General features: G+C 29.8%; 9 protein-coding genes and 1 other annotated feature. Of the genes, 2 read left to right on the top strand and 7 right to left on the bottom strand.

Translation table 11 applies throughout. The annotated features are described in order from the left end of the window. Positions 1-64: 64 nt before the first annotated feature. The 3 genes from B2P65_RS17875 to B2P65_RS17885 form a co-directional block, all read right to left on the bottom strand. Positions 65-2,500, bottom strand: a complete 2,436-nt coding sequence (locus tag B2P65_RS17875) for a heavy metal translocating P-type ATPase (protein WP_346880650.1) — start codon at positions 2,498-2,500, stop codon at positions 65-67. Positions 2,501-2,513: 13 nt separating this feature from the next. Further along, positions 2,514-2,780 (bottom strand): metal-sensing transcriptional repressor, encoded by a 267-nt coding sequence (locus B2P65_RS17880; protein ID WP_035132480.1) that lies wholly within the window; start codon positions 2,778-2,780, stop codon positions 2,514-2,516. Between the two features lie 145 nt (positions 2,781-2,925). Continuing rightward, positions 2,926-3,495, bottom strand: a complete 570-nt coding sequence (locus B2P65_RS17885; protein WP_346848944.1) for an ECF transporter S component — start codon at positions 3,493-3,495, stop codon at positions 2,926-2,928. 248 nt (positions 3,496-3,743) lie between these two features. On the opposite strand from B2P65_RS17885, the gene B2P65_RS17890 reads away from it, so the two are divergent. Beyond that, positions 3,744-3,914, top strand: coding sequence for a hypothetical protein (locus B2P65_RS17890; RefSeq protein WP_156964319.1), 171 nt, complete (start codon positions 3,744-3,746; stop codon positions 3,912-3,914). Between the two features lie 39 nt (positions 3,915-3,953). On the opposite strand, the gene B2P65_RS17895 is transcribed toward B2P65_RS17890, so the two are convergent. From B2P65_RS17895 to trpS, 3 genes are all read right to left on the bottom strand, one after another. Next, positions 3,954-5,549, bottom strand: coding sequence for a peptide chain release factor 3 (locus B2P65_RS17895; RefSeq protein ID WP_346848943.1), 1,596 nt, complete (start codon positions 5,547-5,549; stop codon positions 3,954-3,956). Positions 5,550-5,839: 290 nt separating this feature from the next. Next, positions 5,840-6,370 carry a hypothetical protein gene (locus B2P65_RS17900; RefSeq protein WP_346848942.1) on the bottom strand — a complete coding sequence of 177 codons (531 nt, stop codon included), beginning with the start codon at positions 6,368-6,370 and terminating at the stop codon, positions 5,840-5,842. A 381-nt stretch (positions 6,371-6,751) separates the two neighbouring features. Continuing rightward, the gene (gene trpS, locus B2P65_RS17905) at positions 6,752-7,750 is read right to left on the bottom strand and encodes a tryptophan--tRNA ligase (protein ID WP_346848941.1); all 999 of its coding nucleotides are present in this window, start codon (positions 7,748-7,750) and stop codon (positions 6,752-6,754) included. A 67-nt stretch (positions 7,751-7,817) separates the two neighbouring features. Further along, positions 7,818-8,048, bottom strand: a binding site (T-box leader). Positions 8,049-8,316: 268 nt separating this feature from the next. On the opposite strand from trpS, the gene B2P65_RS17910 reads away from it, so the two are divergent. Beyond that, positions 8,317-8,583 carry a hypothetical protein gene (locus B2P65_RS17910; RefSeq protein ID WP_051824017.1) on the top strand — a complete coding sequence of 89 codons (267 nt, stop codon included), beginning with the start codon at positions 8,317-8,319 and terminating at the stop codon, positions 8,581-8,583. Between the two features lie 45 nt (positions 8,584-8,628). Here the strand turns inward: B2P65_RS17910 and B2P65_RS17915 are convergent, their stop codons facing one another. Then, positions 8,629-17,244, bottom strand: coding sequence for a GH36-type glycosyl hydrolase domain-containing protein (locus B2P65_RS17915; protein WP_346880651.1), 8,616 nt, complete (start codon positions 17,242-17,244; stop codon positions 8,629-8,631). Positions 17,245-17,313: the final 69 nt, after the last annotated feature.

Here is a 17,313-nt window from a genome sequence, read left to right on the forward strand (position 1 = left end):
TATTTATATAGTTTCCTATTTATATAGCTTAATATTTATATAGTTTCCTATATAAATAGGAATATTAAGCTTTAAATCTTCTAAGTCTCAATGCATTTAATAATACTGATACTGAACTTAGACTCATAGCTCCTGCAGCTATCATAGGATTTAATAATGGGCCACCAAAAATGTGTAATACTCCCATAGCCACCGGTATTCCTAATACGTTATAACCAAAGGCCCAGAATAAATTTTCCTTTATATTTTTAATAGTTGCTTTGCTTAGTTTTATGGCTGATATTACATCCATTAAATCACTTCTCATAAGAACTATATCTGCTGATTCAATGGCTACATCTGTTCCAGATCCTATTGCTATTCCTATATCAGCCTGGGCAAGGGCTGGAGCATCATTAATACCATCACCAACCATGCCTACTCTATTTCCATCAACTTGAAGCTTTTTCACTTCATTTGCTTTATCCTCTGGTAAAACCTCTGATAATACTATATCTATACCAACTTGTTTTGCAATGGCATCCGCCGTTCTCTTATTATCTCCAGTTATCATAGCTACTTTTATGCCCATTTTGTGCAGACTTTCTATAGCATTTTTACTACTTGCTTTAACAGTATCTGCTACAGCTATAATTCCAGCAGCATTTCCATCTATAGCTATATACATTGGTGTTTTTCCCTCTGAAGCTAATCTATCAGAAGTTTCATCTAAACTTGAAATATTAATGTTTTTTTCCATCATAAGTTTTTTGTTTCCTAGAAGAATAGATTTTTTATCTATTTCTACTTCTATACCATGTCCTGGAATAGCATTAAATTTATCGATTACTTTAAGGCTCAACCCTTTTTCCTCTGCATCTTTAACAATGGCTTCACCAAGTGGATGCTCTGATCCCTTCTCTGCACTAGCTGCTAAAATTAGAATTTCTTCCTCTGATTCACCATTAGTTATAATATCTGTAACCTTAGGTTTTCCCTCTGTTATAGTTCCTGTTTTATCAAATACTATGGTTTTTAATTTATAAGTAGTCTCTAATGGTTCTCCACCTTTAATTAAAACACCATTTTCAGCACCCTTTCCTGTTCCCACCATAATGGCAGTTGGAGTAGCAAGACCTAAAGCACATGGGCAGGCAATAACCAGTACTGCAATAAATATAGTAAGAGAAAATATAGGTGTTTCACCAGCAATCAACCAACCCACTGAAGCAATTACAGCAAGCCCTATAACTACAGGTACAAAGTAGGCTGATATAACATCTGCTAGTTTAGCAATAGGTGCTTTTGAACCTTGAGCATCTTCTACTAGCTTAACTATTTGTGCAAGAGCAGTATCTCTACCAACTCTAGTGGCCTTATACTTAATAAATCCTGTTTTATTAATACTAGCCCCTATTACACTACTTCCCATAGATTTTTCAACGGGTATGCTCTCTCCTGTAAGCATTGATTCATCTATAGATGTATTTCCTTCTATAACTTCTCCATCTACTGGTAACTTTTCACCTGGTTTTACTAGTACTATATCCCCAACTATAACCTCTTCTACAGGTACTACAATTTCTTTGTTATCTCTAATTATAGTTGCTGTTTTAGGAGCTAAACCCATTAAAGTCTTTATAGCTTGAGAGGTTTTACCTTTAGATACCGCTTCTAAATATTTACCTAAGGTTATTAAGGTTAGTATTACTGCAGCAGATTCAAAATATAGATGCATTGCATACTCATGATCCCCTTGCATTATTTTATATATAGCAAATATACCGTATATAAAAGCAGCCAAAGTTCCTATGGATATTAGTGAGTCCATATTAGGACTTAGTTTAACTAAATTTTTAAGTCCTACCTTATAAAACTTATATCCAGCTATCATTACTGGTAAGGTTAGTATCAACTGAATTAATGCAAAGTTTAACGGATTTGTCATAGGATCTATTATAGATGGAAGATGCATCCCTACCATGTGACCCATTGTTATAATTAGTAGTGGAACTGTAAAAATTAGGGAAGATATGAACCTTGTAAGTAATTTACTAGCTTCACTTTTTTCCTCTCCTTGTTTTTCCTTATCTTTTACTTCCTCTTTAATTAACTTATACCCAGCTTTATCTACTGCTGCTTTTATATCACCATAGGATATCTCATCTTCATTTACTTTTATAGTAAGCTTTTCTGTGGCAAAATTTACCGTAGCATTTTCTACTCCATCTAGTTTTTTAGTTACTCTTTCTACTCTATTAGCACAGGCAGAACAAGTCATGCCTTCTACTTTAAAATTGTAGGTTTTTACATTTTTCTTTACGCCATACCCAGCTTTAACTACAGCTTCCTCAATCTTATGAGAATTTAAATTTTCCTTATTAAAATCTACAGTTAAAGTTTCTGTAGCAAAATTTACATTTGCTTTTTCAACCCCCTCTAACTTACTAATTGCTCTCTCTACTCTATTTGCACAAGCAGAACAAGTCATACCTTCTATTTTAAATGATTTATTATCCATGTTTTCACCTTCTTTATTTTGTAATTATCTTTTCTAATATATTATTTATTTCCACAATCTTTTCATCCATATTATTATTTATTGCTGCATCCTTAACACAATGATTTAAATGTCCTTTTAAAATTTCTAAGTTTGATTTCTTTAATAAAGCTTGTGATGCTAAGATTTGATTAGAAATATCAATACAATACCTCCCCTCTTCTATCATTTTGATAATCCCATCTATCTGACCCCTTGCTGTTTTTAACAATTGCAAAGCTTTTTTTCTTTCTTCACTCATCATTTACCTCCCCTCCCCCCTCAGGGGGTATATCTACATAATAGTACTCCATTTATATATTGTCAATAGGTTAATTTTTTATTTTAATTTAGTTTGCCCCAAAATATAAAAAAATAAAGCACCAACTTTAGTGATGCTCTATCAATTATAAATATTTAGCTAAATATTTTTTTAACGGTATGGAAAGTGGTAATGCTATAGCAATTCCCCCTGCTACTTGAAGTATATTAGCTGGTATATCCTTTAAAGCCACTATAAATCCTTGTCCAATAGTTGGTATTCCATATACAAAGTGATTTAAGCAACCTCCAGCAAAAAAATATCCAAAAATCATAACTATTCCGGCTACAATGAATGCAAATAAGTTATTCCAAACTTTATCTCCTTGATAATCACCTCTATAGGCTATAGCTCCTGCTATATATGCCATAACTCCTTTTATAATAAAGGTAAATGGCGCCCATATATAGTATGGAGAAAACAAATCAAAAAATGTCATACCTATAGCAGCGGCCACAGCTCCTCTTTTTTTTCCTAGTAAGATGGCACATAAAAATAGTACTGCATCACCTATATGTAAAACTGCATTATCTCCCACTGGTATAGCTATAACTGCAGTTGCTATATATGTTAACGCTGCCATAAGTCCTATTTGAACTATTTCAATAATTCTAAAACTATTTCTCGATGCTTTTATTGATGCCTTTTCTTTCATTTTAAGTCCCCCTTTATGATTATGCAATATTGTACCCATACAACATATTTAGTATCCATACAATTAAATTATACATTAAATCTAAAGAATTTCAACCTTATTTTTTAATATAAAAGAATAATATTAAATATTTTACACAAAATAATTTTAACTTTGACTTTCAGATCTTATAATCCTATATATTTTTGATAAAATAGTCAAAAGATCTAACTTATTACTTTACTTGGATGTAGAAAGGATTGACATATATGATGTATCTTCGTTGGTTTGGTAGCTTTTTACTATTAGTAGTTTTAATTGGTTTATTTTTTGTTATGGGAGGAAATTTAATTAATTTAATAATTGCAGTAGCTCTTCTAACTATTGCCATGGACTACATAGAAGAATACCTAACTGTAAAAAATAAATTCAATAGTTAAATAAAAAAATTCCTCAAAGAAACTTGAGGAATTTTTCTATTATTCACCTTTACTAATATTAGATAAAACTAAGCCCTTATTGTGATCTAGTGCCCAACTAATACCCCAATCATTTTGGAATATAAGTAAGTCTCTATCTTTAATATCCTTAACAACTTTAGAATCACTTGTTAAACTTAAATCATCAACTTTACCTTCTAAAGCTTCAATCCATCTAATATTTCTATATGGAAGCATATCCATTTTTATATCTACATTATATTCATTTTTTAATCTAAATTCTAAAACTTCAAATTGAAGAACTCCTACAACTCCTACTATAATTTGTTCTGTTCCTATGTGAAGCTCTTTAAATACTTGAATTGCTCCCTCTTGAGCTATCTGTGTTACACCCTTTATAAACTGTTTTCTCTTCATAGTATCTACAGTTCTAACCCTTGCAAAGTGTTCTGGTGCGAAGGTTGGAATTCCTTCAAACTTAAACTTCTTGCTTGGTGAACAAAGGGTATCACCTATACTAAATATACCTGGGTCAAATACTCCTATAATATCTCCAGCATAAGCATTATCAACAATTTCTCTATCTTGAGCTAAAAATTGTTGAGGTTGTGCTAGCTTTATTTTATTTCCACCTTGAACATGATATACTTCCATACCTTTTTCAAATTGACCTGAACATATTCTCATAAAAGCAATTCTATCTCTATGAGCCTTATTCATATTAGCTTGAATTTTAAATACAAAAGCAGAAAAGTTATCATCTGTTGCCTCTATCTTTCCTATATCAGAATTTCTTCCTAATGGCGCTGTAGTTAACTTTAAGAAGTTCTCTAAAAATGGTTCTACACCAAAATTAGTTAAAGCACTACCGAAAAATACAGGGGTAAGTTCTCCAACTCTCACCTTTTCTTCATCAAAGGCATCTCCAGCTATATCTAATAATTCTATGTCCTCAAGTAATTTTTCATATAGACTATCGGTTATAGCCTCTCTAGCTGCTGATTCATCCTCTAAATCTATAACAGTCTCACTTACTTCTAACTGTCCATGATCTCCAGCTTTAAAAATATGAATTTGTTTATTATTTCTATCATAAACACCTTTAAAGTGCATACCTGTACCTATAGGCCAGTTTATTGGATATGATTTTATACCCAATTCATTTTCTATCTCTTCCATAAGTTCAAAAGGGTCTCTTGTTTCTCTATCCATCTTATTTACAAAAGTAAATATTGGAATATCTCTCATACTACAAACATGAAATAGCTTTCTAGTTTGATCCTCTACCCCTTTTGCTCCATCAATAACCATTACTGCACTATCTGCAGCCATAAGTGTTCTATATGTATCTTCACTAAAGTCCTGGTGTCCTGGAGTATCTAATATGTTTATACAATATCCCTCATATCCAAACTGCATTACTGAAGATGTAACAGAAATTCCTCTCTTCTTCTCAATTTCCATCCAGTCAGAAACAGCATGCTTAGATGTCTTTCTTGCTTTAACAGATCCTGCTAGTCTTATTGCTCCCCCATATAAAAGTAATTTTTCAGTAAGTGTAGTTTTACCTGCATCTGGGTGGGAAATTATAGCAAAGGTTCTTCTTTTCTCTATCTCCTTTATATAATCACTCATTACCTTAACTCCTTTATTTAAATTTAAAATTATCTTCAATTTATATAGTATCTCTTTTTAGCACATTTTATATAATACCATATTAATTAATATAAACACAAATATTATTAATGTTTTTATGTATATCACATTTAAAATTAACACTAAAATTTTAGTTTAAATATCATACTAAATTTATCATTTTCAATTCAATTATACCAAAATAAAGCAGTAAGATATTTGTATCTTACTGCCATTGTAATAAATATTAAAATAATAAAATATAATTCCACAAATATATAATTATAATTTTAGTATGCATAATGGCTTAATAAGCCACTATAAACTACTTGTCCCTTTTCTATTCCATCGAAATCCTCTGGTTTCACTAAAGAAACATCTTTATCAAAGTTTATGATTTTACCTTCTTTTAGTACGTAAGCCACAAATTGTGAGCATAAAAAATGATATCTTCTTTGATAAGGTATGTGTAACATTATAGCTAAAATGCCTAAAAAATTATATTTATATCTATCATGTTCACTTTCAAATCGATCTATAATCTCTTTAACTTCATTATATTCATCTTCTGTAACACTTAATTCATAAACTCTACAGGATGTACTTTTATATAGCTTAAATATTCCTCCATCAATTTGTTCTCTAACAAAACCAGCATGAAGTGGAAAATATATTTTTCTTCTTCCAAAGCTATATAATTGCTTTAATTCTTTATCTAAGGCTATAGATGTATGATTATAATTATATCTAGTATATAGCTTTATAGCTCTTGAAAAAAAAGTTCCTGTCTGTGTCAATACAACATAGATTTTTCTATCCACTTAATCACCCCAATTATTATTATAATAATGTATTAATTCATTATAAATTAAATTATTTAATAAGTATACTATATTTAAAAAATATACTATAGATATATTATAATTTAAAAACCTTACAATTTCATTAAGAAATTATTACAATTTATACATTTTTCCTTTATTTCATTTTAACCATATATGATAATCCAATCTTTTGTTCCTTTGAAAAAGAGGATGCTTCTTAAGATTTTACAAAGGATATACATAGACAAGCTTCTACTATCTTAACCATAAATACTGATGTAGTAACAGATATTAACTTCAAAAAAATTAAAAGATACTTTATATAAACTAATAAATAATAGTTTATATAAAGTACCTTTAGTATTAATACTGATAATATTAATACTGAACTAATCCTATTTTCTTTTGCATCTTTCTTAAAGTCTTTGTAGCTACATAATTTGCCTTTTCTGCCCCAGCTTTGAAGATTTCTTCTAGCTTACCTTTATTATCTAAAAGCTCTTTAACTCTCTTTTGAACTGGTTCAAGCTCCTTAACTACAGCCTCTGCTACATCTAATTTAAATTGGGCATAACCTTGCCCCTTATATCTTTCTTCTATTTCTTCCATAGATATGCCCTCAATAGTGCTTAAAATTGTCATTAAATTTTTAACTCCTGGTTGTTCATCACAGAATTTAACTTCTCCTACACTATCAGTTACAGCTCTGGATATTTTTTTTCTTATGACTTCTGGTGGATCTAATATTAAGATATATCCATTAGGATTTTCTTCCGACTTAGACATCTTCTTTTCTGGATTTTGAAGGTCCATTATTTTTGCTCCAGCCTTACCTACGTATGGTTCAGGTATTTTAAAGGTTGGACTGTATAATTTATTAAATCTGTCAGCTATATCTCTAGCTAATTCTAAATGCTGTACTTGATCTATTCCAACTGGCACTACATCTGTTTGATATAATAATACATCAGCAGCCATTATAACTGGATAACTAAATAATCCTGCCCCTATACTTTCTCCACTATTTTTAGATTTATCCTTATACTGAGTCATTCTACTTAGTTCTCCCATATAGCTATGGCAAGTTAAAAGCCATGCAGCTTCAGAATGAGCTGGTACATGAGATTGTACGAATAGAGTATTTTTTTCTGTATCTATTCCTGCAGCAATATAAATTGCTAGTACTTCTAAAGTTCTCTTTCTAAGTTCAGTTGGTATCTGTCTTACTGTAATTGCATGCAAATCTGCAATAAAGAAATAACATTCATATTCATTTTGTAGTTTCACCCAATTTTTTATAGCTCCTAAATAATTTCCTAGTGTTAAATCCCCAGAAGGCTTAATTCCACTTAACATAACTTTTTTCTTATCTTCCATGTTTTTTCTCCTTTCAATCCGTAAAATTATTCCATTTAGTTATAAATAAAAGCCCTATGGAATAAATCCATAGGGCATAAATCACGCGGTACCACCTATTTTGAGATAATAAAATCTCACCTCTTTCAGATACAAACATATCCTAGCTCTATAACGTGAGCATCCGTGCTAGACTACTTTAAATTCACCCAACATCTCAGCGACCCATTCATATCAAGCATAATTGCGATAATCTCACCATCTATCACTCTCTGAAAATCTGTTTTTAATACTACTTACTTCGCCTCACCGATCAATTAATAATAAAGTTGTTTAATATTACATTAAAGTTATTATAATTCTAATATTATATTATGTCAATATTAGAAATTGTTATTCTATTTTTTAGTTTATCTATCTCTAACCTTACTATATGATTATTTTTATTTAAATTAGAACTATATAAAAGCCCATAAATTTCTAGTATTTATTTACTGTATTGAAGCAAACTAAACATATTAAATACATTTCAGTATTTTAATATAATTTTAAAATATATCACCACTTACTTTAAGGAGGTATTTTATATGGATTCAAAAAACAATTCTAGTAAGTCTAATGGTGCAAAACCTTATGGTCCTAATGAAAGAGACTTTTTAGATGCTAGTACCAAACCTGTAAAAGCACATTCTCTTGAAGACTATGTACTGCTTCCAAATCATGTTGTAGATCCAATTGTGGCAAACAACATCTCTAATGCAGAATTTGATTATACCTATAACGAGGAATCGGATCTTCTAGGTTTTGAAGATCAACCCTTAGCATCAATAAATAAAAACACTCCAACTAAATAGTAAAAAATATAGGAATTGCTTTAATGGCAATTCCTATATTTTTTATTAAATATTTATTTTTACTTCATGTTCTCCATCAGAGGTAACAGGTATTATATCTCCTTCTATAACATTTCCATCTAAAGTTATGGTAGAATTACCACTTCTAATTACTTTGATATGATATACAGCATTTCCATATACATAGTCTATAGAGTATTCTTTAAAGTCTTTAGGTACACATGGTTTAATTTTAAACCCTTTTCCCTCTATTAATCTAAAACCCAATATGTGTTCTAATGCGATAGTATACATCCAACCTGAGCTTCCAGTATACCAACTCCATCCGCCTCTTCCTTCATGAGGTTCCACCGAATATATATCTGCAGCCATAACATAAGGCTCTGTCTTAAATACATTTGCTTCCTCTATGTTTAAACTATGATTTATAGGATTTAGCATGGAATATATGTTATATGCTTCTTCTCCTCTTCCTAGTTTTGCAAGAGCTAAAGCTACCCACGCAACTCCATGGGTATATTGTCCTCCATTTTCCCTTACTCCAGGTACATATCCTTTTATATATCCTGGTTTTAAATCTGATTTATCAAAAGGTGGGCTCAATAGTAATATAATTTTTTCTTTAGGCTTTACTAAATATTTTTCTAAAGAACTCATAGCTATATTAGCTCTTTCCTTATCTCCTGCTTCTGATATTACAGACCAACATTGTGATAGGGCATCTATTTTACATTCCTGATTTTCATGAGATCCTAGTGGAGTGCCATCATCAAAGTAAGCACGTTTATACCAACTTCCATCCCATCCATGAATCTCTAGATTTTCTTTAATAAAATCCATAGTCTTAATATATTTTTCATAATTATCCTCATCCCTTTTATATATGCATAGATCCTTAAAATCTTTTAATATAGCATATAGGAACCAGCCAAGCCAGATACTCTCTCCCTTACCCTTATTTCCTACAGTGCTCATTCCATCATTCCAATCTCCACTTCCCATGAGAGGAATATTATGGGAACCAAACTTTAAGCTTCTATTTATAGCTCTTATACAGTGATTGTATAAGGACTCTTTTAAATCTGATTTTGATGATACATTATACCTTTCATCTTCTCCTTCTCTTAAAGGCTCATCCTTTAAATATCCAATCTCTTCATCTAAAATCTTATAATCTCCAGTGGTTTTAACATATATACAAGTAACATAAGGTAACCATAATAAATCATCACTAAATCTAGTTCTTATTCCACTATTTACAACTGGATGCCACCAATGTTGCACATCTCCTTCTTCAAATTGTCTAGTAGCACTATAAAGAATTTGATTTCTAGCAATTTCAGGCTGTATATAAATCATTGGAATGGAGTCTTGTAATTGATCTCTAAATCCATAAGCTCCTCCACATTGATAAAATGCTGTTCTTGAAAATAATCTACAACTGATAGTTTCATAAGGAAGCCAACCATTAATCATGAAATCTAAAGCTTTATCCTCTGTTTTTATCTTTATCTTAGTTAAAAGCCTTTCCCAATAGCCTTTTACCATTTCTAACTCTTTCTCAACTCTAGTTATATCTGAAAACTCTTCAAGGGAATTTTGAATTCCTTCAATACTGTCTTCTGCTCCTAAGACAATTACCAGTGATTTTTCTTCATTAGCTCCTAATCTTAAGTAAACTTTCTCACTAAGTACTGGTTCTAATCCTGAACCACACCTTCCTGATAAGCTTATAGTGTTCTGTTCAGGTAAAGAATCCATATATTCTTTACTTACAATAAAATCTCTTTCATCTCCACTAAAACTTTCATTTTTTCCTCCACTTATTTTTAAATAAACATGACTAGATGAAAAATCACTACTATATGGATTGATTCCATATATGTATTTGTTTTCTTTATCTATTACAGTGTAAATCTTCTTATAATTGTTTTCTCTTAAATCTCCTAGACACAATCTTGCAATATAAGTAATTGCTATATTTCTCTCCTTATCTACTAAGTTATTTAAGCTAACCTTAATAAGCTTTGCACTTCTCTCCTTTGAAGGAAATACAGTAATTTCCCCCAGTATTCCACTTTTACAATGAGTAAATTTGGAATATCCAAATCCATGAGTTATTACATACTCTCCTTTATCTCTTATTGGTTCAGGAGTTATTGACCAAAGTTTATCCCCTTCTTCTAGGTATAAAACTTCACTAGGGGTATCTTCAATGAAATCATTATTCCAAGGAGTAATTTTAAATTCTCTACTATTTTTATACCAAGTATAGCTACTACCAGACTCACTTATATTAAATCCAAATCTATTATTATTGGCTATAACATTTATCCAAGGAGCTGGTGTAGACATTCCGTCCTTTAGTATAATTGTATATTCTCCCTCATTATTAAAACCTCCATATCCATTAAAAAAACTTAACTCTGAAGTTTCTACTTTAGGGATATTACTATCACTATAACTTAAATTAGCTTCTTTTAGTTCACTCATTTCCCAGATATACTTTCTTGAGTCATATGGATAATCTTCATTTTTCATGGCTTTTTCAATTTGTTTTAATAAAGGCCCTTCTGATCCGTCTACGATTATTGCTGCAATAGAATAAAGCAAATTCAAATCTTCTTTAGACATTTTTTCATTATTAATTATAAATATGCCACCTGAAGTATTTTCTCGTCCATTTAAAGAGCTATTCAATATTATTCTTTTTAGTGCATTATCTAGAGGCTTTTCATAGCTTATTTCCTCTTCATTAATGACTACAATATCAAACTTTAATCCCTTTTCTTCTAAATATCCATGGCAATTTATAAGCTGTCTTAAGATATCACTTTCCTTTTCCTTGTTAATAGTTAACAATACAATAGGTAAATCTCCTGAAATTCCATAGGCCCAGAGATTTCTTTGACTTCTACTTAGATTAATTAGGTTGTTTATTCTCTTTGTATAACTAAAGTTATTAAATAATATACTACTTGCAAACCGCTCATAAATAATCCCTTGTGTTGGTTTTATTCCTTTATTAATAAGACTTTTTTCTACACTTAAAGCAGATCTTAGGGCACTTTCCTCTAGAATATTACTATCTTGATAATTTCTTGACTTATTTAATACATCCTCCCTAGAGTTTCCTGTAATTGTTATATATTTTATAGATTTGCTTTCACCTTTAGGAATTTTTATTATTCTTTTAATTGCAATTATAGGATCTAATACATTGCCTACATTATTTTTTAAAGGTTCATTTTCTTCTAAAGCTATAGGATTTTCTTTTGAATGATTTCTTCCTATAAAACTTAGCCTTGCCGTATCATACTCTGTTTTAAATCCCTCTTCACCTAGTGTACTTTCAAGAGTATATATGTCCCTGTCTTTTTCGCTACGAGGTCTGCGTTTTGCAAGTATTCCACTTAATTCATCTATATACTCTGTAGTAATAAATAAATTCCCAAAAGTAGGATGTGATATATCTCCACTGTATCCTTGTAAAACTACTTCACTATAGCTAATAACTTCTATGATTTTTTCTTCACTACCATTATTTTTTATATCAATAGTCCTAATTTCACAATTATCTTCAGGAATTACTTGAACTATAGTATTTATTTCTAGATCTCTCCAGTATTTTATGAATTCTGCCTTATACAAATAGAAATTAACTTCATATTTATCTCCTTGCTCTTTACAAGGTTCATAGGTAGAAGATGTATATTCATTAGAATTAGTGTCTTTAATATAAAAAAACTTTCCCCAACTACTACGAATCAAATCTTCTTTCCATCTATATACCATTACATTTTTAAACTTAGAGTAGCCACCACCTGCCGTATTTAATAGGATGTTATAATTTTTATTCCCCAGAAGTATGGTTTGGGGATACTTACTTTCTCCAAATTTAAATGTTCTATGGATGGAATATTGCCTTTGCACTTCTTTCACTTCTTGTAAATTATCTTCTTTTCTATCATAGACCACATTCTTACTTATCTTCTCTTGAAGCAATATATCTACAGCTCTGATCATGGGAATTCTATGAAATCTTCTTTGAATAATATTATTATTCATAACATTATCTAAAGCCAACAAACTCATTCCTAAATGATGTATCATATAGCATTTTACTATTTCAAACTTTTTATTTTTTATCCTTTTATCTGTATAATCTATAGCTTCATAAAATCCATATTTTCCATAACATTCAAGTTTTAATAGACTTCTTATATTTGCCATAGACTTAGGTATATTTTCCATAAGCCCCATTATAGTAGAATATGGTGATACTACTAACTCTTCTTCTAATCCTCTTTTTATACCAATTTTAGGTACACCGAAGGCTTTATATTGATAATTTAAATCTACATCAAATTTATAGTAGGCACTTTCTGAAATACCAAAAGGAACCTTCCTCTTATCTCCATATCTTATTTGACCTTCCATTACAGACCTATAAGTTTCATCTAACATAGAATTCCTATAATTTTTCATTAAAATCCTTGGCATAAAGTATTCAAACATGGTTCCACTCCAGCTAGCCAATCCTTTTCTACCATACATTAAAGTTAATGATCTATTTAAAGCAAACCAATGAGATGTTGGAACTATTCCCTTAGCCACTGCAATAAAACTTGTTGTTCTAGCTTCTGATGCCAATAAGTCATAGTAATTACTACTTAATGATTCATTGTCTACATCATAGCCTATATGAAATAACTTTCTTTCATCATTATACAAAAATTTAAAATCTGTATTATCTATAATTCTATTTATTTCGGCTTCAATTTTTGTAAATTGTTTTAATAGTGTTCCTACTCTTTCTTTACATAAATCTATATTCTTATTTATTCTTTCTAATTGAAATTCATTTAAATTATTAGATATAAAATTAAACCCTTTTATAATATCATATATATGCCCTAAACTATCACTACTAATAATTCTAATTATATTTTCATACTTGCTTCTAGGTAATAGCTTTATATCATCTATGAATGGAAATAAAAATTTAATTTCACTTAAATAGTCTTTTATATTATCTAATAGTTTTTTATTCCAATAAGTACTATCTATATTTTCTATATCTTCCTGTACAATATCTTCAAAGTTATTTAACATATTATAAAAAGTTAATATATCTTTTCCTTCTCTTTTTATTCTTTCAATAACATTAAGGTACATATATTTTTTTCTTTCATCTTCCAGCTCTTCCATGGCAAGATAAACAGTATCCTCTATGCCTTCAACTCTATTATTAAAGTAAGGTGTGTTTCTTAATTCTTTTAGTGCTTCTTCTATGGTATATAAATAAGATACTAGATTTCCACTATCTACTGTAGAAACATATTTAGGTAATAGAGGACTAAGTGTCTCCACATCATACCAATTATAAAAATGCCCTTTACAGGTTTCTAGCCTTTTCAAAGTATCTATGGTTTTACCCAAGTTTTCTATACCTTTAACCGTCCCAATGTACCCCATATCTATAGCAACAATATTGGAAATTAAAGTCATACCAATATTAGTAGGAGAAGTTCTCATAGCTAATCCTCTATATGGTTCTTCCTGATAATTATCCCCGCCAAGATAGTTAGTATCCTCAGTGACAAAGTCTTCAAAATATGCCCAAATCCTTCTAGTTAACCTTTTTAAAACCTTATTATCGTCTTCACTTAATTTTACTGTTTCATCATTAATATTCTGACCTATAATATAAGCTATTATTGGACTAATAACCCATATAATACAACTTGGTATCATTACATAAAAGGTATCCAAGCCACTTCTCCATGCTACCACCATAATACATAAAGCTATTACTATCTCTTGCCACATGTATTTAAAATAACTTATAAAGTCTTTTCCTGAAGACCTTTCTGCTTCCTCAGCCGTTTGCCATTGTAATAAGTTTTTTTTACTTATTATTAATCTGTATAGTGTTCTTATAATAGCATCTACCATTAAATATGCTTTAAAAGGAAGAAAAGCATATATAAAAAATACTTGCTTTAAAGCCATTTGGAAATTCTGAACTTTTCCACTTAGACTTATTCCATTTATAGGCGAAACTATATTTTCTGACATATTAAATAGAATAGGTGTTATTAAAGCAATGAAAGCTGACATATACCACTTATCTATACCATCAGGAAGGATTCCTGCTAAAGAGCAAAGTAATAAAATTAACATAGAAGGAGCCATTAAGCTTCTTCTTAAATTATCTATCATCTTCCACTTAGATAATCTATTTAATTTATTTTTCTTTAATATGTATGGTAATAGTTGCCAATCACCTCTCACCCATCTATGAAGTCTTTTACAACTTGCAATAAAGTTAGAAGGATATCCATCTACTAACTCCACATCTGTAAGCAAAGCCGTTCTTGCCAAAGATCCTTCTAATAAATCATGACTTAGAACTTGATTTTCTTCAATTACTCCATGAGTTACCTTTGTAAATACATCCACATCATATATGGCCTTACCAGTAAAAATACCCTCTCCAAATAAATCTTGATATACATCAGATATTGCAAATGTATATATATCAATACCAGCTTCTCCTGAAAATACTTTAGAAAAATAAGTTTTATTAGCACTTTCTAAATCTATACCAACTTTAGGTTGTATTACTCCATACCCTCTCCAAACAGTTCCATCTTCCTTTGTATAAGCTCTATTTAACGGGTGAAGCATTGCTCCAATTAAAATCTTTGCTGATTCTCTTGGAAGTATGGTATCTCCGTCTAAAGTTATAACATACTTTACTTTAAAAAGTTTTTCCACACCTTCACTTAAAACACTATAAGTGGTATTTTTATCTCCTCTTATAAACTTATTAAACTCTTCTAGTTTTCCTCTTTTTCGCTCCCAACCTAGCCACTTATTCTCCTTTTCATTAAACCCTCTATGTCTGCATAAAAAGAAAAAACGACCACTATCTTCATTATACTTTGTATTTAACTTATTAATTTCTTCTAAACAAAATTTAGATATCACTTCGTCTTCTGCTTCTTTTTCTCTATGACTATCTATAAAATCTCCCAAGATAGCAAAATATAGATTTTCATCATTATTTCCTAAATAATAAGTTTCTAAATTACTCATTAAACTTTTAGCTTTCTCTATACTTTCTATTAGAGTAGGAACTACTACACAGGTGATTCCTTCTTTAGGAATTCTATCGGATATATTAATTTTAGGTAATACATTAGGTGTGCTTAAATTAGTAATACTCCAATTTAAGATGGATACCACAACCTCACTGAGCGGTATAATAGTAACTATTCCAGATAAAATATATTTAGATATTGATATATTTGTATCATTTATATAGCTCCAAGTTATAAATCCTCCCGATAGTATGCCTGTAAGAATAACAATAGTTCCTATATGAATACCAACAGCTCTTCCCTTTATCATATTTTTTAACTTTTCAAATCCTTTAAAATCAATATTCAAAATATGATTTAGCTTTTCTCTACCACTATCAGTTAGATAATATCCCACATGATTTTCAAATTCTTTATCATTATTTACTTCTGCACACTGTAGTACTTTTCTAGCAACAAATGTCTCAGAAATTTTATTTTGTCTAGCTATTTTTTCTAAAACATGTCTATAATAGTCCTTGGAATAAAAATCCATAGTACTATAAACCATAGCAGGATCTTTACTTAATATTTCTTCTACTTTATTGCTAATATTAAATACTTCTTCCCAATTTATATCATCTAAATTTCTTAAGCCATTAATGCTACTACTAATGGCTATAGAATAGATACCATCACTTTTATTAGAATCTATAATAATTTTATCTAAAGTAATTTCATTTTCGCTTAATTTATCTTCTATCCATAAATTTAATTCATCGTAATTTACTCCATTATCTCTTAAAACTCTTATTAATGCATCCGCAAAGTATTCTGTAAATTTAATATTGTTCTCAGATATGAAATCCATAGCTCTCTTCATATTTTCTTCATTATAATACTTAATAATCCTATCAGCTAATCTTTCTCCTCTATGTCTATCATTAGCTTTATCCACTATCAATACTGAGCTTTTTCCTATTATCTCTAAATAGGCTATTTTAAGCATTATAGGTAAAGCCCATAATTCTCCCATGGTTAATATGGTTGTTTCTTGATATCTTTTTAAAAACTTATTAATATTATCCCTAGTTAGCTTATCCCTATAAATTCCCAATATTTCTCTTGATACATCATAAATTCTAGGATATCCTTTTAATGCTCCACTTTTTAGTATAGGTAGTGATTTTAAATATTTCTTTGATAAATGTTTTTTTATAAATTTATATTCTTTTTCAATAACATAGATATTATCTAATATCCATTGTGTTCCTTTTATCTTGAAATACTCTCTATTTTCATCCACTTTAAACAAATTATGGCACCCCAATATATTATTAAAATGCTTATCTAAATTGGAAATTAAATCATTCCTACTTATTTTTTCAATTTCTCTATGGTCTCTGGCTATATCATCAATAGCATCTTCCAATTTTTCTTTATTTTCTGCTAAAAAACTATTGTCACTAATCTTAATATAGGCTCTTCTCTTATTTCTATTTTTGATTACGTACATAAGAAGAACTATACTTAGTATAAGTATTAAATTTACTAAAATAAATATGTGCTCCATGGTGCTATCCCCTTTCAATGATGCTCAACTATTATTATTACCAAATTAACTTAAATCTATAATAGTAAA

The organism is Clostridium sp. UBA3061 (genome assembly GCF_002367465.1).
Lineage (GTDB): Bacteria > Bacillota > Clostridia > Clostridiales > Clostridiaceae > Clostridium_J > Clostridium_J sulfidigenes.